Annotated in this window: 17 protein-coding genes; 4 read left to right on the top strand and 13 right to left on the bottom strand. The window is 58.4% G+C overall.

Features of this window, described 5'->3' with window-relative positions; translation table 11 throughout:
• Window position 1: 1 nt before the first annotated feature.
• Window positions 2–1,147, top strand: coding sequence for an RNA-guided endonuclease InsQ/TnpB family protein (locus tag G364_RS0115690; protein WP_019936087.1), 1,146 nt, complete (start codon window positions 2–4; stop codon window positions 1,145–1,147).
• Window positions 1,148–1,181: 34 nt separating this feature from the next.
• On the opposite strand, the gene selA is transcribed toward G364_RS0115690, so the two are convergent.
• The 6 genes from selA to putA all read right to left on the bottom strand — a co-directional run bounded on the left by selA (window position 1,182) and on the right by putA (window position 11,663).
• Window positions 1,182–2,615 carry an L-seryl-tRNA(Sec) selenium transferase gene (gene selA / locus G364_RS0115695; protein WP_019936088.1) on the bottom strand — a complete coding sequence of 478 codons (1,434 nt, stop codon included), beginning with the start codon at window positions 2,613–2,615 and terminating at the stop codon, window positions 1,182–1,184.
• Window positions 2,612–3,529 (bottom strand): formate dehydrogenase accessory protein FdhE, encoded by a 918-nt coding sequence (gene fdhE, locus G364_RS0115700; RefSeq protein ID WP_019936089.1) that lies wholly within the window; start codon window positions 3,527–3,529, stop codon window positions 2,612–2,614. The genes selA and fdhE overlap by 4 nt, the downstream gene beginning before the upstream one ends.
• Before the next feature lie 248 nt (window positions 3,530–3,777).
• Window positions 3,778–4,407 carry a formate dehydrogenase subunit gamma gene (locus G364_RS0115705; RefSeq protein ID WP_019936090.1) on the bottom strand — a complete coding sequence of 210 codons (630 nt, stop codon included), beginning with the start codon at window positions 4,405–4,407 and terminating at the stop codon, window positions 3,778–3,780.
• Window positions 4,394–5,305, bottom strand: a complete 912-nt coding sequence (fdxH, locus tag G364_RS0115710) for a formate dehydrogenase subunit beta (RefSeq protein ID WP_026344956.1) — start codon at window positions 5,303–5,305, stop codon at window positions 4,394–4,396. The genes G364_RS0115705 and fdxH overlap by 14 nt, the downstream gene beginning before the upstream one ends.
• Before the next feature lie 9 nt (window positions 5,306–5,314).
• On the bottom strand, window positions 5,315–8,377 hold the full coding sequence (fdnG, locus tag G364_RS0115715) for a formate dehydrogenase-N subunit alpha (RefSeq protein WP_156816530.1): 3,063 nt from the start codon (window positions 8,375–8,377) through the stop codon (window positions 5,315–5,317).
• A 118-nt stretch (window positions 8,378–8,495) separates the two neighbouring features.
• Entirely contained in the window at window positions 8,496–11,663 is a 3,168-nt protein-coding gene (putA, locus tag G364_RS0115725) for a bifunctional proline dehydrogenase/L-glutamate gamma-semialdehyde dehydrogenase PutA (RefSeq protein ID WP_019936094.1), read from the bottom strand.
• 259 nt (window positions 11,664–11,922) lie between these two features.
• On the opposite strand from putA, the gene G364_RS0115730 reads away from it, so the two are divergent.
• Window positions 11,923–12,891 (top strand): hypothetical protein, encoded by a 969-nt coding sequence (locus G364_RS0115730; protein WP_019936095.1) that lies wholly within the window; start codon window positions 11,923–11,925, stop codon window positions 12,889–12,891.
• 166 nt (window positions 12,892–13,057) lie between these two features.
• On the opposite strand, the gene G364_RS0115735 is transcribed toward G364_RS0115730, so the two are convergent.
• The 3 genes from G364_RS0115735 to G364_RS0115745 form a co-directional block, all read right to left on the bottom strand.
• On the bottom strand, window positions 13,058–13,672 hold the full coding sequence (locus tag G364_RS0115735) for a TIGR04211 family SH3 domain-containing protein (protein WP_026344957.1): 615 nt from the start codon (window positions 13,670–13,672) through the stop codon (window positions 13,058–13,060).
• A 99-nt stretch (window positions 13,673–13,771) separates the two neighbouring features.
• The gene (locus tag G364_RS0115740) at window positions 13,772–15,037 is read right to left on the bottom strand and encodes an inorganic phosphate transporter (protein WP_019936097.1); all 1,266 of its coding nucleotides are present in this window, start codon (window positions 15,035–15,037) and stop codon (window positions 13,772–13,774) included.
• A gap of 21 nt (window positions 15,038–15,058) precedes the next feature.
• Window positions 15,059–15,739: a TIGR00153 family protein gene (locus G364_RS0115745; RefSeq protein ID WP_019936098.1), complete on the bottom strand. Its 681-nt coding sequence runs from the start codon at window positions 15,737–15,739 to the stop codon at window positions 15,059–15,061.
• A 168-nt stretch (window positions 15,740–15,907) separates the two neighbouring features.
• On the opposite strand from G364_RS0115745, the gene G364_RS0115750 reads away from it, so the two are divergent.
• Complete coding sequence (locus tag G364_RS0115750) at window positions 15,908–17,419, top strand: CYTH and CHAD domain-containing protein (RefSeq protein ID WP_019936099.1); 1,512 nt, start codon at window positions 15,908–15,910, stop codon at window positions 17,417–17,419.
• A 105-nt stretch (window positions 17,420–17,524) separates the two neighbouring features.
• On the opposite strand, the gene G364_RS0115755 is transcribed toward G364_RS0115750, so the two are convergent.
• Genes G364_RS0115755 through G364_RS0115765 form a run of 3 tightly spaced genes read right to left on the bottom strand, consistent with a single transcriptional unit; the run spans window position 17,525 to window position 18,895 of the window.
• Entirely contained in the window at window positions 17,525–17,854 is a 330-nt protein-coding gene (locus G364_RS0115755) for a hypothetical protein (RefSeq protein WP_019936100.1), read from the bottom strand.
• Complete coding sequence (locus G364_RS0115760; protein ID WP_019936101.1) at window positions 17,851–18,471, bottom strand: hypothetical protein; 621 nt, start codon at window positions 18,469–18,471, stop codon at window positions 17,851–17,853. The genes G364_RS0115755 and G364_RS0115760 overlap by 4 nt, the downstream gene beginning before the upstream one ends.
• Before the next feature lie 10 nt (window positions 18,472–18,481).
• Complete coding sequence (locus G364_RS0115765) at window positions 18,482–18,895, bottom strand: YjfI family protein (RefSeq protein ID WP_019936102.1); 414 nt, start codon at window positions 18,893–18,895, stop codon at window positions 18,482–18,484.
• 154 nt (window positions 18,896–19,049) lie between these two features.
• On the opposite strand from G364_RS0115765, the gene glnE reads away from it, so the two are divergent.
• Window positions 19,050–21,917, top strand: coding sequence for a bifunctional [glutamate--ammonia ligase]-adenylyl-L-tyrosine phosphorylase/[glutamate--ammonia-ligase] adenylyltransferase (gene glnE / locus G364_RS0115770; protein ID WP_019936103.1), 2,868 nt, complete (start codon window positions 19,050–19,052; stop codon window positions 21,915–21,917).
• A gap of 112 nt (window positions 21,918–22,029) precedes the next feature.
• On the opposite strand, the gene G364_RS16680 is transcribed toward glnE, so the two are convergent.
• Window positions 22,030–22,287, bottom strand: a 258-nt coding sequence (locus G364_RS16680) for a transposase (protein ID WP_019936104.1), incomplete at its 5' end; no start/stop codon positions are given.

Genomic DNA, 22,287 nt, shown 5'->3' on the forward strand with positions numbered 1-22,287 from the left:
CATGACAAAACGCGCTTATAAATATCGGTTTTACCCGACACCCGAACAGACTGAGCTGTTGGCTCAGACCTTCGGTTGTGTGCGTTTTGTCTATAACGCGATACTGCGCTGGCGTACTGATGCTTTTGAGCTGCGTCAGCAAAAAATCGGCTACGTTGGCGCTAACGCCCGGCTGACCGAACTCAAGAAAGATCCTGAGCTGACGTTTCTGTCTGAAGTGTCGTGCGTACCCTTGCAGCAATGCCTGCGCCACCAGCAAACCGCCTTCAAGAATTTCTTTGAAGGCCGTGCCAAGTACCCAGTATTTAAGCACAAGCGGTACCGTCAGTCGGCGGAATTCACCCGCTCGGCCTTTAAATACCGGGACGGCAAGCTGTACCTGGCCAAGAGCAAAACCCCGCTGGATATTCGCTGGAGCCGTGAGCTGCCCGGTGACCCCAGTACCGTGACCGTTTCCAAGGACTCGGCAGGCCGCTACTTTGTCAGCTGCCTGTGTGAGTTCGAGCCCGGCACACTGCCGGTTACTCCCAACATGACCGGCATTGATCTGGGCCTGACAGATCTGTTTATCACCGACCAGGGTGAACGGGTCGGCAACACCCGCCATACCGCAAAATACGCGGCCAGACTGACCAGGGCACAGCGCCGACTGAGCAAGAAACAGCTCGGCTCGGCCAACCGCGCCAAGGCCCGGATGAAAGTGGCGAAACTTCACGCCAAGATCGCCGATTGCCGACAGGACAACTTGCACAAGCTGTCCCGCAGATTGATTAACGAGAACCAAGTGATCTGCGTCGAATCCCTGAATGTGAAAAACATGATCCGCAACCCGAAACTGAGCAAGGCCATTGCCGATGCAGGCTGGGGCGAGTTCGTGCGCCAGTTGGCGTACAAGGCGGAGTGGGCCGGGCGCTCACTGGTCGCCATTGACCAGTGGTTCCCCAGCTCAAAACGCTGTTCGGGTTGCGGATATACCTTGTCGTCGCTGCCGTTGTCGGTCAGAAAATGGAGCTGCCCCGAATGTGGGGCAGCCCATAATCGCGACCAAAACGCCGCGATCAACATTAAAGCCGCCGGGCTGGCGGTGTTAGCCCTTGGAGAGAATGTCAGCGGCATGGGGTCAGTCTCCGTGTCCGGTTCTCGATGAATTGGGAATCCCCTTCCTTCAGGGAGGGGAGCAGTCAAAACTGGGTATTGCTCCACAGGGTGTGCAGCCGCTGCGCCTGCCCGGTGCTCAGGCAGCGGCAGTCGAGGTAAAGAGCGTTCTTGTGAATGCGGCCAATCACCGGCTCGGCCTGACAGCGCAGCCGGCGCTCCAGCTGCATAATCTGCTTGCCGGCCTTGTCGGTGCCGCTGTAATGAATAACCAATCCAAAACTGGGTAACGACTCCACCGGCATGGCACCGCTGCCAATCTGGCTGAGCATGGGCTCGGCGGTGACCGTAAAGTCGCGGCCCAACGCCTGTTGCAGCACCGGCTGCAGTTGCCCGGCCTGAGCCTGAATGTCGCTCCGGGTGCGGGTCAGCAGGTGCAGCGTGGTCAGGCGTTCGGGCAGTCGCTCGGGGCTGAGATAGAGCGACAGCACCGCCTCAAGGGCCGCCATGGTGAGCTTGCCGGTACGCAGGGCGCGCTTGAGCGGATGTTTTTTAATAGTGTCTATCAGTGACTTGCGGCCCACAATAAAGCCGGCCTGAGGGCCGCCGAGCAGCTTGTCGCCACTGAAGGTGACCAGATCCACCCCTGTGGCCAGGGTTTCTCTTACCGTGGGCTCGTGGGGCAGACCCCACTGAGTCAGATCCACCAGGGTGCCGCTGCCCAGGTCCACCGTCACCGGTACTCGGCGCTCCCGGCCCAGCCTGACCAGTTCGTTAATGCCGGTGGTTTTGGTAAAGCCCACCACCGCATAGTTGCTGCAGTGCACCTTCATGATCATGGCGGTGCGCTCGCCAAGGGCGCGCTCATAGTCGGCGTAATGAGTGCGGTTGGTGGTGCCCACTTCCACCAGGGTGCTGCCGGCGCTGGTCATGATGTCGGGAATGCGAAAAGAGCCGCCAATTTCCACCAGCTCGCCCCGGGAGACAATGACCTCACGCTGAGCAGCCAAGGCGTTCAGCATCAGCAGCACGGCAGCGGCATTGTTGTTCACTACGGTGGCGGCTTCGGCACCGGTCAGCTCACAGATAAGGTCTTCTACCAGGCTGTCTCTGTCGCCCCGCCGGCCGGTATCCAGATCAAATTCCAGATTGGTGGCCTGAGTGAGCACCTTCACCACCGCCTGCACCGCACTGTCGGGCAGCAGGGCCCGGCCCAGGTTGGTGTGCAGCACCGTGCCGGTCAGGTTGATCACGGTTTTAAGCTTTGACGCTGTCACCTCGCTCAAGCGGGCGGCAAGCCCGGTCAGCAGCGGCTCGTGCGCCAGCTCGGCGTGAGTCAGTTGCCCGGCCAGCGCCTTCTGGCGCAGCTCGTCCATCAGCTGGCGCAGCTGAGTGGTGACCAGGGTCTGGCCGAATTCGGCTACAAGCGCGGCCGCCTTGCCGTGCTGCAGCAGCTTGTCGATGGCGGGCAGGTCCGCCGGGCGGGCGGCATTCAGTTGTGAAGAAACTGAAACGGTCATGGTTCTCCTGCCGGTTGCCACAAATAAGGATTGTTGTTGGCCCGGTAAAAGCGGGCTTCGCCCATCAGAATATCCAGCGGCAGGCTGGCCAGATCATCGGCAAAGGCATCGGCATTCGGGTCTTTGTCGAGATAAAAAATCTTGCGGTAGTGCCGGCACTTGTCGCAAGACTCCGCTTTGATGGCCTTGTCTTCGTTCAGGGAGTGATAAGCCACGGTTTTGGTGTCTTCACAGTGGGTGCACACCACCCGCACTATATGCCACTGGCTGGCGCACAGGCTGCAGGTAGCATAGCGAATTTGCTCTTTAGGGCCGCCCACCTGCACCGAGCTGGATACCGGCTGGCTGCCACAGCAGGGGCATACCCCAAAAGGCGTGACGGCGGGCACCTGTTTAAGCTCCACCGCCTGTACCCGCAGGGTCCAGTACAGCTGCAGCGCCGCCATTATAAAGGGGGCCTGAGCGGCGTTAATGTGTTCGTCCTGCTGGTTCAGCAGGGCATCGGCGGCCTGCTCCAGCGCTGGCGCGTCTGCGTTGGCAAGCTCCGCCAGAATCTGCTGCACCGGCCCGGGCAGGGCGTGCTGCTGCAGCTCGGCAATCAGGGCGCTGAGCATATCGCGCCATACCGGGTCACGATCATTGGTGGCATTAAACAACGGCATGCCGTGGGCCTGAGCCTGGGCCAGCTGCACTTCGTCGGGCACCGGCAGTGTCCAGCCTTGTCCGGCCACGGTTTGCTGGGCTGCTGCCAGTGTGGCGATCAGCTCCAGATAGTCTTGAATGGGGTTGTCTTTGGCCAGCTGTGTCAGCCGCTCAGCTCTGATGCCAAAGGTGTTGGCATCGGCATGGATCAGCCGCACTATGCTGGTGCGATCCAGGGTTTCTATTTCGCCACGGGTAAGAATTCGCTGCATGGCCACTCCTTGAGTTTGTGCATCTTATAAAAAGGCCGCCAAATGCTCACAAACATTTGGCGGCAGCAGAAATATGGCAGTAACAAGAAGCAGTGCCGGGGATTGCCGGAGCCGACCGTCATATGCCATGGATGGCATATGCCGAGCGTCCCATGGATGGGCTTGAAGCGTGTCGGCGGAGTGCAACCGCGGCGCTGCTTCGTCCGGCCCGCACCTGTTCTGCTTTTTACTGTTCTTTTTCTGCCTGCTTATTCCTCAGATACATTACGTACCTTGCGGCGGAACCACTTGCGGTGGTGCTTCCAGGCCCAGCCCGGTGACACTGTGCCGCGGGTCATGGCCCGTATCGATCCTTTCACCCAGATGCCCGCATAGATATGCACGATAATGGCGCAAATGAGGCCAAATGCAAACAGGGCATGCAGCAGGGATGAGAGCCGGATCAACCCCACCGGAAAGTCGAAGTAAGACCGCCACATCACAATGCCCGACAGCAGCAGCCCGGCCATCAGCACTATCAGGGCCCAGAACAGTACTTTCTGGCCGCCGTTGTAACGGTCGGCTTCGGGTACGCCTTCTTCCTGATGGGAGATGACCTTGGGCACGGCTTTCAGCCATTCTTTATCGTCGGCGGTAATGCGGTTGTGCCGCCATACCTGCAGGGCAAAGATGGCAAAACTGACAAACATCACCAACCCGATAAAGGGATGGAGAATGCGGGTCCAGGTGCCGCCGCCCAGCAGGTTGCTGAGCCAGAACAGCGACGGATGAAACAGCGCCAGTCCGGAAATGGCCAGCAGCACAAAGCTCAGGGCAATCAGCCAGTGATTGAGCCGCTGATTGGCCGTGTAACGAACAATCTCTTTACCGGAGTTCATTGTTGCTTTCCTCCTCGGCTGCCTGTTCATCGGCCTTGCTCACTTCCGACGGGCGGTTGCGTATGTAGTGTGCCGCCCCCACCAGCGCCGTCAGCACCATGGCTGCCACCCCAATGGGCTTGGCCGGGCCTTTCCAGGCCGAGACAATGCCACTGATTTTAGGTGCTTCGGGCAAACCGCTGTACAGCCCGGGCCGGTCGGCATGGTGCAGCACATACATCACATGAGTGCCGCCCACACCCTCCGGATCATACAGGCCGGCGTTGTCATACCCCCGTGACTTCAAATCGGCAATACGCCCGGCAGCGTGATGCTTCATGTCGTCCTTGGAGCCAAACACAATGGCCCCGGTGGGGCAGGTTTTCACGCAGGCGGGCTCCTGACCCACAGACACACGGTCTACGCACAGGTTGCACTTGTAGGCCTTTTTGTCGGTCTTGGAAATGCGCGGCACGTCAAAGGGGCAACCGGTCACGCAGTAGCCACAGCCAATGCAGTGCTCTTGGTTGAAATCCACAATGCCGTTGGCGTGCTGCACTATGGCACCGGGAGACGGGCATGCCTTCAGGCAGCCCGGATCTTCACAGTGCATGCAGCCGTCTTTGCGGATCAGCCACTCCAGATCGCCGTCGTCCTTCTCGTGCTCGGCAAAGCGCATCACGGTCCAGCTGTTTTCGGTCATGTCGGCGGGGTTGTCATACACCCCCACGTTATTACCCACATCGTCCCGCAGATCGTTCCACTCCATGCAGGCCACCTGGCAGGCCTTGCAGCCAATGCACTGGGAGGTGTCGATCAGCTTGGCCACGCCACCTCCCTGCACGGAAGACTGCCGGACCTCGGGTGAAGGAGTGGTGGTCGCCGAGCGACGCTTGATATCCATTGCATGTGTAGCCATGAGATCTCCTTACACCTTTTCCACGTTAACCAGGAACGACTTGAACTCTGGGGTCTGGGAGTTGCCATCCCCCACCGAGGGCGTCAGGGTGTTGGCCAGAAAGCCCGGCTGAGTCACACCCACAAAGCCCCAGTGAATGGGAATGCCGATGTGATGCACCCGTTTGCCGTCGATGTCGAGCCCGCGAATCCGCTTGGTGACCACCGCCTTGGCCTTGATGTAGCCCCGGTTGGACGACACCTTGACGGTATCCCCTTCGCGAATGCGCAGTTCATCGGCCAGTTCAGCACCAATTTCCACAAACTGCTGCGGCTGCACAATGCTGTTGAGCAATACGTGCTTGCTCCAGTAGTGGAAATGCTCGGTCAGGCGGTAGGTGGTGCCCACATAGGGGAACTCATCCACCGTGCCCAGAGTGGCCCGGTCGCCGTCAAACAAACGTGCTGCCGGGTTGCTGGTGGCCTTGTCGTTATCCTTGAACAGCGGGTTGTAACCCAACGGGCTCTCAAAGGGCTCGTAGTGGGTCGGGAAGGGGCCTTCCGCCATGCGATCCCGGGCAAAAAAGCGGGCTACGCCCTCCGGGTTCATGATGAAGGGGCCCATGCCGGCTTCGGGCGGCTCGTCGGCCTTGTAGTCGGGCACGTCGGCACCGGTCCACTTTTCACCGTTCCAGTTAATCAGCACTCGGGACGGATCAAACGGCTTGCCCTCTGTGTCGCAGGAGGCGCGGTTATACATCACCCGGCGGTTGGCCGGCCAGGCCCAGGCCCAGTTCAGGGTCTGACCAATGCCGGTGGGATCACTGCTGTCCCGGCGGGCCATCATGTTGCCGGCCTCGGTCCAGGAGCCGGCATAAAGCCAGCAGCCGCCCAGGGTGGAGCCGTCATCGCGCATTTCGCCAAAGCCCGAGAGCTGCTCGCCGGCCTTGCGCACAATGCGGCCGCTGCCGTCCCGCACATCGCGCAGGGCCCGGCCGTTCAGCTCCTTGGCCAGCTCTTCCGCGGTGGGGTGCTCCGGTCTGGCATAAGGCCAGCTCAGTTGAGTGATGGGCTCGGGCAGGGCACCGCCTTCCTGTTCATAGAGACGGCGAATGTGCTGATACAGGGTCGCCATTATCTCTATGTCGGTTTTGGCTTCTCCGGGCGGCTCGGCGGCTTTCCAGTGCCACTGCAGCCAGCGGCCCGAGTTCACCAGGGTGCCGTCTTCCTCGGCAAAGCAGGAGGTGGGCAAACGGAACACTTCGGTCTGAATGTCCGCTGAGTTCACGTCGTTCGACTCGCCCGCATTGCGCCAGAACTCGGAGGTTTCGGTCACCAGCGGATCCATCACCACCATAAATTTCAGGCGCGAGAAAGCCGCCGTCATTTTGGCTTTGTTGGGGGCTGCGGCCAGCGGGTTAAAGCCCTGGCAGATATAGCCGTTCAGCTTGCCCTGATGCATCAGCTCATAGGTCTGCAGCATGTCGTAGACCTTGTCGAGCTTGGGCAGATAGTCATAGGCGAAGTTATTGCCGGCATGGGCGTTGTCACCCCACCAGGCCTTGCTAAGGCTGGTGTAGAACCGCTTATAGTTCTGCCAGTAGCTGAACTGGTTTTCCCGCAGGGGTTTCTGTGCCCGTTTGGCAATGTAGGCGTCAAAGTCCTGCTCGGCCTCGTTGGGCAGGGTCAGATAGCCCGGCAGCAGGTTACTCATCAGCCCCAGATCGGTTAATCCCTGAATATTGGAGTGACCGCGCAGGGCGTTCATGCCGCCGCCGGCAATGCCGATGTTGCCCAGCAACAGCTGCATCATGGCACCGGTACGAATGATCTGAGAGCCGATGGAGTGCTGGGTCCAGCCCAGAGCGTAAAGAATGGTACCGGCTCTGTCCGGGGTGTGGGTGGAGGCCAGCAGCTCGCACACCTGCAGGAACTTGGCTTGCGGCGTGCCACAGACCCGCTCCACCATCTCAGGGGTGTAGCGCTGGTAATGCTGTTTCAGCAGCTGGAACACACAGCGGGGGTGCTGCAGGCTGGGATCGGTGATTACCTGGCCGTTGTCGTCCAGTTGATAGTCCCAGGATGCCTTGTTATAGCTGCGCTGCTGCTCGTCGTAACCGGAGAAGATGCCGTCATCAAAGTCGAAATCTTCATGCACGATAAACGACATGTCAGTGTAGTTCTGCACGTATTCATGCTGGATCTGGTTAGTATCAAGCAAATACTTGATTACCCCGCCCAGGAACACAATGTCGGTGCCGGTGCGAATGGGCGCGTACAGGTCTGCCACCGAGGCCGACCGGTTAAAGCGCGGATCCACCACAATCAGCTTGGCATTGTTATGTGCCTTGGCTTCCGTTACCCATTTAAACCCACAGGGGTGCGCTTCAGCGGCGTTGCCGCCCATGATCAGAATAATGTCGGCGTTTTTGATGTCGACCCAATGGTTCGTCATAGCGCCACGGCCAAATGTTGGGGCAAGACCTGCCACCGTAGGACCGTGTCAAACGCGAGCCTGGTTATCGAACGCCAGCATACCCATAGGGCGAACCACCTTGTGGGTAATATAACCCACTTCGTTACTGCTGGCAGAGGCGGCCAGCATGCCGGTGGTGACCCAGCGGTTAACGGTTTTACCGTCGGATGTTTGTTGGATCAGGTTGGCATCACGGTCTTCTTTCATTAACCGTGAAATGCGGCTGAAGGCCTGCTCCCAGGAAATGCGCTCCCAGGTGTCGGAGCCCGGCGCCCGGTATTCGGGGTATTTCAGGCGGTTGGGGCTATGCACAAAGTCCACCAGACCGGCCCCTTTCGGGCACAGGGTGCCGCGGTTCACCGGGTGGTCGTGGTCGCCTTCAATGTGCATGACGCTGGGGTGGGCGTTTTTGGCACCGTCTCCCATGCTGTAAACCAGAATGCCGCAGGCCACCGAACAATAGGGGCAGGTGCTGCGGGTTTCAGTGGCGCGGGATAATTTATATTGTCTCGAGGCAGCCACGGCGGGTGCCGGGGTCATGCCCAGCAATGCCATGCTCGAGGTAGCCAGGGTAGCCCCGGTTATTTTAAAAAAATCACGCCGGCTCAGATTGCTCATTACGCTCTCCTTGTAACGCAAAGCTCAGTCGCTTACCAGAGCATAAAGGATAGTGCTAATAACCTTATTTTTCTTCTGTGTAATCAGTTATTTTTGCAATCCTTGGCCGGCGTCACGGTCAGCCTTCCCCCAGCGACAGCAGAGTGGCATTGCCGCCGATGGCGGTGGTGTTGTTGGTAATGGTCTTTTCGGTAATAAAGCGGGTCAGGTAGTGGGGGCCACCGGCCTTGGGACCCGTGCCCGACAGGCCGCGGCCGCCAAAGGGCTGCACGCCCACCATGGCACCGATTTGATCCCGGTTAATGTAGACGTTACCCGCTTCAATACGCTTGGCCACATGGGCGGCGAACGACTCGTTGCGGCTGTGCACGCCCAGAGTCAGGCCATAGCCGGTGGCGTTGATGTCATCGATAACTCGGTCGATATCTTTGGCTTTAAAGCGCACCACATGAAGTATGGGGCCAAACTGCTCTTTGCTCAGCTCACTGATGCTGCCAATTTCAATGGCGGTGGGACGAATATAAAAGCCGCTGGTGCCGGCATCACTCATGGGCGCTTCGGCAATTATTTTGTGGCCGGCGGCTTTCATGGCATCCAGGTGGGCCTGCAGCCCTTTCTGGGCATCGGCGTCGATCACCGGCCCCACATCGGTAGACCAGAGCGCCGGATCCGCCACGCTCAGCTCCTGCATGGCCCCTTCCAGAATGTCCAGCACGCGGTCGGCAATGTCGTTCTGCAGGTAGAGCACCCGCAGTGCCGAGCAGCGCTGACCGGCGCTCTGAAAGGCAGCGCGCAGCACGTCCCGCACCACCTGCTCGGGCAGGGCGGTAGAGTCCACTATCATGGCGTTCTGGCCACCGGTTTCGGCAATCAGCGGCACTATGGCCCCCTCGCGGCTGGCCAGGGTCATATTAATGCGTTTGGCGGTGTCGGTGGAGCCGGTAAAGCAGACCCCGGCAATGCGCGGATCTTCCGTCAGCGCAGCGCCCACGGTAGCGCCGTCGCCGGGCAGCAATTGCAGTACCTCACCGGGAATGCCGGCGTCGTGTGCCAGAGTCACTGCCAGATGAGCGATCAGGCTGGTCTGTTCGGCAGGCTTGGCCAGCACCGTATTGCCGGTCACCAGGGCGGCACTGACCTGACCGAGAAAAATCGCCAGGGGAAAGTTCCAGGGGCTGATGCACACAAAAGGACCGCGCCCCTCGGCCTGCAGCAGGTTAAGCTCGCCGGTGTAACCGGGCAGTTTGGTAGGCTCGCCGGTGAGTTTGCGGCCTTCATTTGCGTAATAGCGGCAGAAGTCTACCGCCTCACGTACCTCGTCTATGCCGTCCTGCAGCAGCTTGCCCGCTTCATGAGTACAGAGGGAAATAAACTCGGCGCTGTGGCTTTCAAGCAGGTCCGCCAGCTTTTCCAGTGCTTGCGCGCGGCTGTCTACCGGGGTGTCGCGCCAGCCTTTAAACGCCTTTTCGGCATGGGCGACAGCCTGCTTCACAGTAGCCTTGTCAGCAAACACCACCTCACCCACCTGCCGTCCGGTATTCTGCGGGCTGAATACCGGCCGCTTTTCGCCGGTCACTGGCTTTCCGGCCACCAAAGGCGCGGCCTGCCACTGCTTGCCAGCCAGTTCGCTCAGGCGTTCAAACAAAGGTTCACGGCTGGCGGCGATATTGAGGTTGATGCCGGCGGAGTTGTTGCGATCGGCAAAAATATGGCGGGGCAGAGGAATGTTGTCATTGGCCAGACTCTGGCAGGCACGCAGGCTGGTTACCGGATGAGTGATCAGATGATCAACAGGGGTATCCGGATCGACCAGCTTATGCACAAAGGAAGTGTTGGCCCCGTTTTCCAGCAGCCGGCGCACCAGATAGGGCAGCAGATCCTTATGAGCACCTACCGGAGCATAAATACGACAGCACCTGTCGGGGTTTTCTGCCAGCACGGCATCGTACAGCTCTTCACCCATGCCGTGCAGCCGCTGAAATTCAAAGCGCCGTTCGCCGGCCATATTGAGTATGGCCACGACAGTGTGGGCATTGTGGGTGGCAAACTGCGGATAAATAGCCCCCTCGGTGGCGTCACTCAGCAGATAGCGGGCACACACCAGATAGGCTACATCGGTACCGGCCTTGCGCGTGTACACCGGATAGCCGCTCAGTCCGGCCTGCTGGCTGTGCTTGATTTCGCTGTCCCAGTAAGCGCCTTTTACCAGCCGTAGCGGAATTTCATCGCCCTGCTCCCTGGCCAGCGCGGTGAGCCAGCACAGCACCGGCAGGGCACGCTTGGAATAGGCCTGCACCACCAGCCCCAGGCCGCCCCAGCCTTTGTTTACATGGCTGCGGTAAAGCTGCTCAAACAAGTCGAGGGAGAGCTCCAGCCGGTCCATTTCTTCTGCGTCAATGGTGATAAATACATCATGTTTGCGGGCAGTTTCCAGTAGCCCCAGCACAGTAGCATACAGCTCGGTCAGCACTCGCTCCCGGCTGGCTTCTTCATAGCGCGGATGCAGCGCAGACAGCTTGATGGAAATAGACGGCCGGGGTACGTCCGGATTATTGAGCTTTTCGGCACCCACGGCAGCAATGGCACTGGCGTAGTCGGCCCGGTATTTCTCGGCATCGGCGGCGGTCATGGCGGCCTCGCCGAGCATGTCGTAGGAGTGAGTGTAACCCTGCTCCCGGGACTTGCGGCTGGCCTTGAGCGCTTCACTGATGGTGCGGCCCAGCACAAACTGCTTGCCCATGATTTTCATGGCACCGTACATGGCTGAGCGCACCACCGGCTCACCCAGCCGGTTGATCATGCGGCTCAGCACATTGGCGGGGTTGCCGTCGAGCTTTTTGTCCATGCGTACGATGCGTCCGGTCAGCATCAGCCCCCAGGTGGAGGCGTTCACCAGAGTGGAGTCGCTCTGGCGAAAGTGTTTGGCCCAGTCGGCTCCGGAGAGTTTGTCTTTAATCAGCTCGTCGGCGGTATGACTGTCGGGAATGCGCAGCAGGGCTTCGGCCAGGCACATAAGGATGATGCCTTCCTGCGTATCCAGGCTGTATTGCTGTAAAAAGGCGTCTATGCCGTCACCGCCGTCACTTTCTTTGCGCACCTGCGTCACCAGCCGGCGCGCTTGTTCGGTCAGCTGTGCCATTTCCGGGCCGGTCGCGGGTATCTGCTCGAGCAGCCGGGCCAGCCAGGCACTCTCATCAACGGCATAGTTGCGAGTAATGTCCTGGCGCAGCGCAGCCAAATCGGAAGGTGAGTAATCGGAGGCAAACACATTGGCGACAGTAAACATGGCAAGAATTCCTGAAGTGGCAATAAGAAAGACCTGCGAGCAGATCAGCTAGTGATGATAATGTATACGATAATGTATGGTTTCATCGAGTTTAAGGTCACATTTCAATGATTAAGGCTTTTTATTGCATATTTTTGTATACGAAAATATAGCGCTATACCTGAGAATGAATATAGCTCAGGTGCCGGCTTAGCTCAGCGCTTGCCTGAGCGCTGCTGGTCTCTATAATGCCCGCTCATTCTGTTTGTGGTATTCAGCTGTGCAGTATCAACGCTTTCCCAAAGGGCATTTTGCCCTGTTTGTTATTTATCTTATTACCGGCGCATCCATCGCTGCGTCCATGGTGTTTTCTCTGCTGTTATTTCTGTCACTGGATCAGGGCCTGTTGATGAAGGTGATGTTTGGCAGCCTGGCGGTGGTGTTTGAGGTGGGCAAGTTCTACATCTGGTATGAGATGGGGGAGCGCTTGAACCGCAAAGACAGGCTGGGCGCAGGCAAGGCGTTTTGCTTTTATGGCATTCTGGCGGCGTTATCCATTGCCGGGAGTGTGGGGGGCATTAATGCTGCTACCAATACGCTGCTGCAGGCCGATGAAGCCCAGGCGGCACTGGTACAAAGCTATGACGACAAAATTGCTGCCCTGGACCGGGAAATTCAGATCAATGAGCAGGCGGCCCAGGCCTATATTGAAATGGATCGCATTGCCACCGGCATGACTCGCATGCTCAAGCGTAATCAGGCGCTGATGGAGCAGCAGGATGAGCTGCGCCGGGAACGGGACCAGGCAGCGGCGAATAGTCAGGACTCACTGATGGGGCTGATGACCAGCCTGGCGGATGGCCTGGGCTGGCCGCTCAGCCGGGTGCAGTTTGGTATAGTGGCGGCGTTATCCATGCTGCTGGACTTTTTTGCTGCTTTTTTTGTCTCGCTGCTGGGTGAAGAAATTCGCTTTCGTCGCAGTTTCCGCCAGCAGGGCGGGAATGCCCAGGTGCCGTCTCAGCCTGAGCCGGTCAATATCAGCCTGCCTGCCGAGCCCGCAGCAAGGCCCGATTATTATCATGAGCTGGTAGAACGGTTAAAAGCCGGTGAGCTGCGCTGTGCCAAAGGTGCTGTATCGGCATTGCTGAACAAGTCCAGAGAAGAGGTGGAAGACATTTTTCACTGGCTGCAGCAGGACGGTATCGTCTACCGCAAGCCCAACCGGCACTTTGCACTGAATGGTGACTGACACCGCCCCCTGCGTGTAAGCTAGAAGCTGGAAGTGGTGTGGTTCTGTAGGCCTTGAGTGATTCGCGGCAACGGAGCCGTATATGGTTATCCAACCTTCAAAAACAAAAAAGTCTGCAGACACAGTGATGTACCTGCAGACTTCCTAATCCCTAATCCCCGGGGGGTTAGTTCATCCATCTGTCCTGGCGCTTGCGCCGGCGCAGCGGAATCATGGGCAGAATAAAGCCCACCAGAGCACCAATACCGGCCACCACGCCACCGTGCACCAGCCAGTCCAGGCGCATCTGGTGCTCTTTATCATCCATCAGGCTGGTCAGACGGGCATTTTCAGTGGTCAGCTGTTCATGGCTGCTGCTCAGCTCACTAAGCCGGGCCTTGAGTGTACTCAGCTCCTGCTGCTGGCGCTCAATCAGGTTTACTTTATCGGCCACATCCTGGGCGTGACGTTCGTCCAGCGTGGTCAGCTGTTGCTGAGTTTCCTTCAGCTCTTTTTCCAGCACCGGCAGGCGGGAGCGAAAGCTCTCTTCGGTTTGCAGAAAACGGCCGTCCATCCAGCCAGTGCGGCCTTCAGCATCCTTTATCTGTACATATTCAGTGTTGGCATCGCGGTCCAGAAATTCGATTTTCTCACCGGCATTAATGGAGCCGATAATGCGGAATTTATTACTGGGACCCGCATGCAAAAACGCATAGACGTCATCGGAAACATAACGGGTGGCGGCATTGGCCTGGCTCACCCAAAACAGACTGCATAACAGCAGCAGGAGTTTTGCTTTCACCGGATAATCCTTGGGGCGCTTGATGATGCTGCCATGGTAATGGCGCAAAAAGGTAAGAACAAGAACAAGGGGCGCAAGGCCCCTTTGGTTTCAGTGCAATCAGGTAAACATCCACTGAATGGCATAGAAGAAAACAATGGCCAGAATGGCACCGGCAGGCAGGGTGACCACCCAGGAAACCACGATATTTCTCAGTACGTTCAGGTTCAGAGCGGCAATCCCGCGGGCCAGGCCAACCCCCATGACTGCACCGACCAGAGTCTGAGTGGTGGAAATGGGCAGGCCGGTACCCGATGCGATCACCACTGTCGCAGCGGTGGCCAGCTGGGCGGCAAAGCCCCGGCTGGGAGTAAGATGAGTAATGCCGGTGCCGACGGTCGCCATCACCTTATGACCAAGCGAGGCCAGACCAATCACGATGCCAATGCCACCCAGCGGCAGTATCCACCAGGCAATGGAGGAGCTGGCGCCAATCTGGCCGGCGCTCTGCACTACGCTGACCACGGCGGCCAGCGGACCGATGGCATTAGCCACGTCGTTCGAGCCGTGGGCAAAAGCCATGGCACAGGCGGTGACCACCATCAGAATGCCAAACACTTTCTCCACATTGGAGTAGTGCATGTCTTTGTCATCGTTGGGGTTGTAGTTGCGGCCCTTGATGTAAATGCCACACAATACGGCGCTGATCAGTGAAACCACCACTGATAATCCCCAGCTCTGCACATCGGACAGCTCCAGGCCCACGTGCTTGAGGCCTTTTTTCAGGGTCACCAGACAGATCACCATGACGGTGAGGAAGATATAGGCCGGCACATATTTTTTGGCGGCAGCCAGCGGACTGTCGGCATTGAAAATCAGCTTCTGCACACTGATAAAGGTGAAGTAAGCCAGCAGGCCCGACAGCGCCGGTGTCACAATCCAGGAGCCGACCACGCCGCCCAGCTTGCCCCAGTGCACCGCATCCGAGCCGATGGAAACCAGGGCAAAGCCCACAATGGCACCAATAATGGAGTGAGTGGTAGAAACCGGCCAGCCAAAGTAGGAAGCCAGCAGCAGCCAGGTTCCGGCCGCCAGCAGTGAGGCAATCATGCCGAATACCAGCAAATCCGGTGTGTCGTTAAACGCCGCAGAGTCGATAATGCCGCTGCGAATGGTGGAGGTGACCTCGCCGCCGGCCAGATAGGCACCGGCGAATTCAAAGATCATGGCGATAATAATCGCCTGCTTGATGGTCAGTGAGCGCGTGCCCACAGAGGTACCCATGGCGTTAGCCACATCATTGGCACCAATACCCCAGGCCATAAAAAAGCCGAACGCGGCCGCCACCAGGATCAGCGTGGTGCCATAGTTAGCAATGATATCCATTTATTTACCTTGTTGTTTCGCTCAGGAACGGGACAGCATCAGCTCAAGACGGGAACCAACCCGCTCGGCCTGATCTGCCAGGTCGCCGACCCACTCAAGGATCTTGTAAAGGAACATAACGTCGATGGGATTATATTTATCTTCAATGGCCTGCAGCTGGCGGCGCAGCTTGGCCTGCATCACATCGGTATCGTCCTCGATGAGGTCAAGCTGATGGATCATGTCGGTAACCAGATCCATTTCCCGGCCCTTAAAGCCGGTTTCCAGCAATTCGTCGAGTTCGTCAATGGCCTTGGCCGCCTGAGCGGTGGCATCAATGCAACGATGGAGGTAATCCATAAAATCGGACTTGAGCTCAACAGGGATCGCCATCTGACGGCCTACAATGCGGCCGGAGATATCTTTCGCCTTGTTGGCTATCTTGTCCTGTTGGGTGAGCAGCTCCAGCATATCGGTGCGTTCCACCGGCATAAACAGGCCGCGGGGGAGTTTGAGGCGAATTTCGCGTTTGAGGGCGTCGGCTTCCCGTTCCAGCTGCGAAATGCGGCGCTGAATGCGTTCGGCGTTTTCCCAGTCCTGCTCCCACATGGCGTCGAAGAAGGGAACCAATTGCTGCGCAGCCTCGTGAACTTTCACAACATGCTTTTGCAGCGGCTTGATAGGAGACTTGGCAAAGAGTCCCAAAATAGTATTAACTGGCATAGCCAACCCTGTGTCGGTGAAAAAACACTCGATACGTTAATGTGGCGCGAATGGTAACGTAACTCCACAGGCAAGAAAACAGCATTTTTCAAAAACCCCCGTGCTACCCTGATGGGAGCTTTTGCTTTCACAATTAAAACAGAAGGTTGCTTTTTCCGGACTCTCCTTATGGATACAGAAATCGAGATCAAGTTTCTTGTCTCACGCGAACTTAATGGCGGCCTGACCGGGCTGCTGCCTGCCTGCCAAATTCTGCAGCATGACCATCGCCACCTGGCCAATACCTACTACGACACTGCCGGGCTCGATTTGCGCCGAATCGGGGCTGGTCTGCGCATTCGCAGCCAGAACGGTGAAATGGAACAAACGGTCAAGCTGGCGGGCAGTCAGGTAGGCGGCCTGCATCAGCGACCGGAATATAACGTAGCACTGAATGTGCACAATCCCGATCTGTCGTTGTTTCCTGCGTCCATCTGGCCTGAGGGAGCTGATCCGCAAGCCCTGCAGCAGGCACTGCAGCCGCTGTTTTGTACCGACTTTGTACGGCAGCGCTGGCTGATAGAGCTTAACGGCACTGAAATTGAGCTGGCGCTGGATGAAGGGGAAGTACAGGCCGGCGAGCGGCGCGAGCCTATTTTTGAACTGGAGCTGGAGCTGGTGCGCGGTGATGCCTCTGTGTTGTTTGAACTAGCGGAGCAGCTGGTGCAGGGGGGCGGACTGCGGCTGGGGGCCGTGTCCAAGGCTCAGCGCGGCTATCAGCTGGCGGGTTTGAGTCCCATGCCCGAGCTGCGTGCGCTGGAACCCACACCATTAGCTCCTGACGAGCCCTGTGAGCAGGCCATGGTGGCGCTGTTGCATCAGGCACTGAGCCACTGGCAGCACCATGAAGAGGGCTGGATGGCCCGTCCCGGTATTGACTGGCTGGTGCAGCTGCGGGAAGGCGCTGCCCTGGTACACCAGATTCTGCTGATGTTCGGCGAGCGGGTCTCGCTGAGAGTGAACAGTGGCTGGATAGACGATCTCTTGTGGCTGCAGCAGCAGCTGGCCTGGCTCGACCGGGCCCAGATGCTGGCTCATCTCACCGCCGACAAGGGCTATTATCTGCGTCGCCTTGACGGCCGTAAAAATCTGTTGCGGTTGCTGACAGAGCAGCAGCAAAGCCTGCCGGATGAGCAGCGACTGCGGGAGCTGCTGTACAGCCCCCGCTATGCGCGCCTGGTGCTGGGACTGACTCACTGGCTGTATCGCCAGGACTGGCGCGCTGGCCTCAGCCGTGAACAGCAAGCCAACCTGATGGCCCCGGTATCCGGGCTGGCCGGGCCGCTGCTGGAAGACAGCTGGCAGACACTGCGCCACAGTGCCCTGGGGGCGGAGCAGCTGACTGCTGAGCAATATATTCAGCAAAAAGGTAAGCTGCGCCGCAATCTGATGATAGGGCTGTGTTTCAGTCAGCTGTTTTCAGAGCCGGAGCGGCTGGGCTTTCGTATGCCCTGGCTGGATATTTTGCGGGGCATTGAAGACCTCGATATGCTCTCGCCGCTGCCGGAACTGGTGGAGCAGCTGGAGCCGGCAGAGGCGGACGAGCTGAAACAGTGGCTGGACCGCAAGCGAGGATTTCTGCTGGAAGCACTGGAGCAATCCCGCCGTCAGGCGCTGGAACTCACACCTTATTGGCGTTGAACTTAAAGCTGGAAGCTGGAAGAAAAAGCGCTAGGTTGGGACAAGCCCCAACATTGCTGTCGCCGCTGTTATGCTTGCTGGCTTCCCGCTTCCCGCTTCCCGCTTTCAGCGGGGGTTGCTTTTGCTGTATTCCAGCAGTTCGTCCATCACCCTGTGTTTAATTTCCAGCTGTTGCTCCGGTTCCAGACCATAACGCACCGCCAGACGAGCGTAGTCGTCCGGACTCAGCGACACCGTTAACCGGGGGCGCTTGGGGCGGGCTGAGGTGGGCAGATTCAGAATATGCCGAATCTGATCCGACGGACTCAGGCCATTGTCCAGTGCTTCCCGGCGAATGCGGTATTGCAGTTTTTCATCCATATCAAACGCCACCTGCACCGCCCGTGCGGCGCGCACCGAACTCTGCCACTTGTCGGGCAGCTTGCGTTGACTCATGAGCGCTGCTTCCGTTGTTGCTGCAGCCGTGCCAGTACCTGGTCGGCACTGGTGCTGGCAGGGGCCGGCGGCGCAGCGGGCTCGTCGGCGTCCTGCTGCTGCTCCCGGGCGCGAATATCGGCCAGTGCCTGCTTGGCATTGATCAGAGTGACGTCCGGGTGTTCACGAATGGCAGCCATGGTCTGGCGTACGCAGCGACTGGCTCTGGCCATGGCCAGTTGCCGGCACAAGTCGTGATAATGACGCTCGGCTTCCTGCCAGCGGCGGCGATACCAGGCCAGCCGTTTGCTGATATGACCCAGACGGGTGGCATGACCGGTCTGCTCACTTTCCAGTGTTGCCAGCAAGTGTGCCAGGCTCAGGGCCTGCTGTTCATCGGTATCCAGTGCTGCCAGCACCTGCTGCTCCAGCTGACGATGACGCTGAAGCAGGCTGCCGGCTTGCTGCTGCAACCTTGCTTGTTCATCTTTCAGTTGCCGGTACTGACGTTCCAGTCCCTGCATATGCTGCTCGGCATGGCGGCAGTCCTGCATCAGTTGCAGGCAAACCTGTTCCGGATTGAGACTGCTGTCCTGCTCATTCTGCAGACTGCGGAGCACCTGACCCAATACACTCATGATTGCGCCCTCACAACAAAAATTCCGCCATGTCTTCGATCACTTCCAGGCAGTTATCACTCAGCACTGCCAGTTCATGCTCTATATCTTCCAGAGAAGAGTTCAGCGACAGGGCACCAAACACCACATACCAGTCATCCAGCCGGGCAAAGGCCGACAGCGGCATGGGAATATTCATATCGAGCATGGCTTCCAGCATGGCCTGACGGCGGGCCGGATTGACCTGACTTTCATCCCACAGATAGCTGATGCACAAGATCTGATCGTCCGACACGGAAATAAACAGGGGCAGCTCCTCTCGCCCGTCTACCGTGACTCTCAGCACTTCCACTTCGCCGGGAATGGGATAGCACTGAAAGGTAAAGCCGGTGGTTGAGGCCTCACCCAATTGTTCCAGGTGACGGCCGATTACTGATAGTTCCATGAAGTATCCTGACATAATAAGTCAGTTACAGACTAATTCAGCCTGCCCCGGCTGCGCAAGCGTCATGACAACCGCATAAAATGCTGGGTTAACGCTGTGCATGGCCGGTAAGGGTGATAATCTGGGGCTTACTGCCGCATAAAAGGAATTGCCGATGTCCGCATTGCCCGCTTCCATGGCCGCTCAGGCCGAAAAACACTGGTCTTTATTTGCAGAACGTGCCGCCGGCGTGTTGCCGCAACTCAGTGCCGGGCGGGTCACTCAGCTGAAGCAGTTGTTTGCCTGCAGTGACTTTGCCGCCGACAGCCTGTGCCGTCAGCCTGAGCTTGCACTGACGCTGAGTGATGAGCTGGACTTGTTTAATGCCGACAGATCCGGGCGCTATCAGCCCGAGCTGACAGCCATGCTGAATGACGTGCATGATGAGGCGGTCATGATGCGGTTGCTGCGCCAGTACCGGCGACGGGAGCTGCTGCTGATTGCCTGGCGGGAAATGCTGCTGGATGCCGGGGTGGAAGAAAGCTTTGTGCATATTTCTGCGCTGGCCAATGCGCTTATTGTAGAAAGCTACCGCTGGCTGTACCGGCGTCTGTGCGCCGAGCTGGGCACCCCCACCGATGCCGAAGGCAAGGCTGTGCCCATGCTGATCCTCGGAATGGGCAAACTGGGTGGCGGCGAACTTAACTTTTCTTCCGATATCGATCTGATATTCACCTTTCCTCACAACGGCGTGACCAAAGGCGGACGGCGGGAGCTGGCCAATCAGCAGTTTTTTATTCGCCTGGGGCAAAAGCTGGTGAATGCCCTCAACCAGACCACCATAGACGGCCAGGTCTACCGGGTAGATATGCGACTGCGGCCCTTTGGCGAGTCGGGGCCACTGGCGGTGAGCTTTACCGCCATGGAAGATTACTATCAGCACCATGGCCGCACCTGGGAGCGCTATGCCATGGTCAAGGCACGCATTCTGAACGATGAGGGTGAATACACTGCCGAGCTGCGCGCCATGCTCAAGCCCTTTGTCTATCGCCGTTACATCGACTTTGGTGTGATCGACTCCCTGCGCCAGATGAAGGCCATGATTGCCGCCGAAGTGCGCCGCAAGGGGCTGAAAGACAACATCAAGCTGGGTGCCGGCGGCATTCGTGAAGTGGAGTTTATCGCTCAGGTATTTCAGCTGATCCGCGGTGGCCGCGAGCCGGCACTGCAGGTGCGTCATCTGCCCGATGCGCTTAGGGCCGCCAGCGACGCCGGTGCCATTTCGCCCGAAGTGTTTGACGAGCTGCACGCCAGTTACCGTTTTTTGCGCAAGGTAGAAAACTTCCTGCAGGCCTTTGCAGACCAGCAAACCCAGACCCTGCCGCAAGACGAACTCAACCAGGACCGGCTGGCCTGGCTTACCGGCCATAACAGCTGGAGCGAGTTTCTCGCCACACTGCACACTGCCATGGACAAGGTACATCGCCAGTTTGAACTGCTGATCGGTGACAGCACCGAAGCTGAAGAGGAAGATGTGGCCCAGATCTGGTCTGATATCTGGCAGACCGACTGGGAGGACGAAAGCGAGCTGGCAGCCCTGCTGGCAGAGCAGGGCATGGCGGACAACAAGGCCGCACGTCTGGCAAAAAATCTGAACACCTTTAAGGAAGAATGCCCGCGCCGGGCCATGGGGCCGCAAGGCCGGCAGGCGCTGGAAAAACTGATGCCGGTGCTGCTGGAGCGGGTGAGTCAGTCAGACACTCCGGGCACCCTGTTTGCCCGGCTGCAGAAACTGCTGCTGCAAATTGCCACCCGTACCGCCTACCTGCAGCTGCTGGTGGAAAACGCCGGTGCCCTGACTCAGCTTATTCGTTTGTGCGAGGCCAGCTCGCTGGTGGCGGAGCAGCTGGCGCGGTTTCCCATTCTGCTGGACGAGCTGCTGGTGCCCCAGGTGCTGTATAACCCGATTCCGCCGGAAACCTACAAGGACGAGCTGCGTCAGTTTCTGCTGCGGGTGCCGGAAGAAGACGTGGAGCAGCAAATGGAGGCGCTGCGCCAGTTCAAGCAAATTCAGCTGTTGCGCATTGCCGCCGCCGATGTGGCCGGAGCACTGCCATTAATGAAAGTCAGCGATCATCTCACCTGGCTGGCGGAAGCCATAGTGGAAGAAGTGGTCAATCAGGCCTGGCATCAGATCAGTGCCCGCCATGGCGTGCCGGCGCAGCTGGCCGACACCGGCGACAAGGGCTTTGGTGTGGTGGCCTACGGCAAGCTTGGAGGCATTGAGCTGGCCTACAGCTCGGATCTGGATCTGGTGTTTGTGCATCAAAGCGGCCTTACCGGTCAGACCAATGGCCACAAGCCCCTGGACAGCCGCCAGTTCTATCTGCGTCTGGCCCAGCGCATTATTCACCTGTTCAGCACCCGCACCGCCAGTGGTGTGCTTTATGAGCTGGATATGCGGCTGCGCCCCAGCGGCAACGCCGGCCTGATGGTGACGCCCCTGGACGGCTACGGTCAGTACCTTGAAAAAGATGCCTGGACCTGGGAGCACCAGGCGCTGGTGCGCAGCCGCATGATAGTGGGCGAGCCGGCCCTGTCTGAGGAGTTTGCACGCATTCGCACTCATATTCTGACCCGGCCAAGGGACGCCGGTGCGCTGGCGCTGGAGGTAGTGGCCATGCGCGAGAAAATGCGCGAGCACCTGAACCGGGCTCAGGCCGGTGAAATTCACCTGAAGCAGTCTGCCGGTGGTCTGGTGGATATCGAATTTCTGACTCAGTTTCTGGTGCTGGCCCACAGCAGCGAGCACGAGGAGCTGACCCGCTGGTCCGACAATATGCGTATTCTGGAAATGACAGTAGAAACTGGGCTGCTGAATGAACAGGAGTCGTTACAGCTGCGCCGGGCCTATTGCGCCATTCGCGATCGGGGCCATCGTCTCAGTCTGTCGGACCTGCCCGGCCTGGTGCCCGACACCGAGCTAACTCAGGAGCGGGAGTGGGTGCAGGCAAGCTGGCGCAAATGGCTTAAGGGCAGCTGAAAGCCAGAAGCTGGAAGCGATAAGCGGCTCACCTGTGACCACAAATGTCATTCTGGCCTTGAGCCGGAATCCATGCAGACAGAACCTGTAGATACTCTGTTTTGACGTAAATTCAAGCCTGAATGTGTTCTTCGCTGAAGAGCAACGTCGAATCAAACATGGTTCCCGTTCTGATACAGGCCCACAAGCCGGTGAGGTACTTCCTCATGACTGCGCATAAGGCCTGTATCTTTTTCTTTCCTCGGGCTATCAGGGCCTCATAAAACGCCTTAGCGCGTGCATCATGTCTCACTGCACTCATCGCTGGCATAAACAGTGCTGAGCGCAGATAGGCGTTACCCGCTTTGCTCAAGCGTCCCGGACGATTCAC

Source organism: Oceanimonas smirnovii ATCC BAA-899 (genome assembly GCF_000381965.1).
Classification (GTDB): domain Bacteria; phylum Pseudomonadota; class Gammaproteobacteria; order Enterobacterales; family Aeromonadaceae; genus Oceanimonas; species Oceanimonas smirnovii.

Excerpts from the sequence above, each read along its gene's own strand:
- G364_RS0115690 (WP_019936087.1), top strand. The coding sequence starts at position 2 with ATGACAAAACGCGCTTATAAATATCGGTTTTACCCGACACCCGAACAG.
- selA (WP_019936088.1), bottom strand. The coding sequence starts at position 2,615 with ATGACCGTTTCAGTTTCTTCACAACTGAATGCCGCCCGCCCGGCGGAC.
- fdhE (WP_019936089.1), bottom strand. The coding sequence starts at position 3,529 with ATGCAGCGAATTCTTACCCGTGGCGAAATAGAAACCCTGGATCGCACC.
- G364_RS0115705 (WP_019936090.1), bottom strand. The coding sequence starts at position 4,407 with ATGAACTCCGGTAAAGAGATTGTTCGTTACACGGCCAATCAGCGGCTC.
- fdxH (WP_026344956.1), bottom strand. The coding sequence starts at position 5,305 with ATGGCTACACATGCAATGGATATCAAGCGTCGCTCGGCGACCACCACT.
- putA (WP_019936094.1), bottom strand. The coding sequence starts at position 11,663 with ATGTTTACTGTCGCCAATGTGTTTGCCTCCGATTACTCACCTTCCGAT.
- G364_RS0115740 (WP_019936097.1), bottom strand. The coding sequence starts at position 15,037 with ATGGATATCATTGCTAACTATGGCACCACGCTGATCCTGGTGGCGGCC.
- G364_RS0115745 (WP_019936098.1), bottom strand. The coding sequence starts at position 15,739 with ATGCCAGTTAATACTATTTTGGGACTCTTTGCCAAGTCTCCTATCAAG.
- G364_RS0115750 (WP_019936099.1), top strand. The coding sequence starts at position 15,908 with ATGGATACAGAAATCGAGATCAAGTTTCTTGTCTCACGCGAACTTAAT.
- G364_RS0115755 (WP_019936100.1), bottom strand. The coding sequence starts at position 17,854 with ATGAGTCAACGCAAGCTGCCCGACAAGTGGCAGAGTTCGGTGCGCGCC.
- G364_RS0115760 (WP_019936101.1), bottom strand. The coding sequence starts at position 18,471 with ATGAGTGTATTGGGTCAGGTGCTCCGCAGTCTGCAGAATGAGCAGGAC.
- G364_RS0115765 (WP_019936102.1), bottom strand. The coding sequence starts at position 18,895 with ATGGAACTATCAGTAATCGGCCGTCACCTGGAACAATTGGGTGAGGCC.
- glnE (WP_019936103.1), top strand. The coding sequence starts at position 19,050 with ATGTCCGCATTGCCCGCTTCCATGGCCGCTCAGGCCGAAAAACACTGG.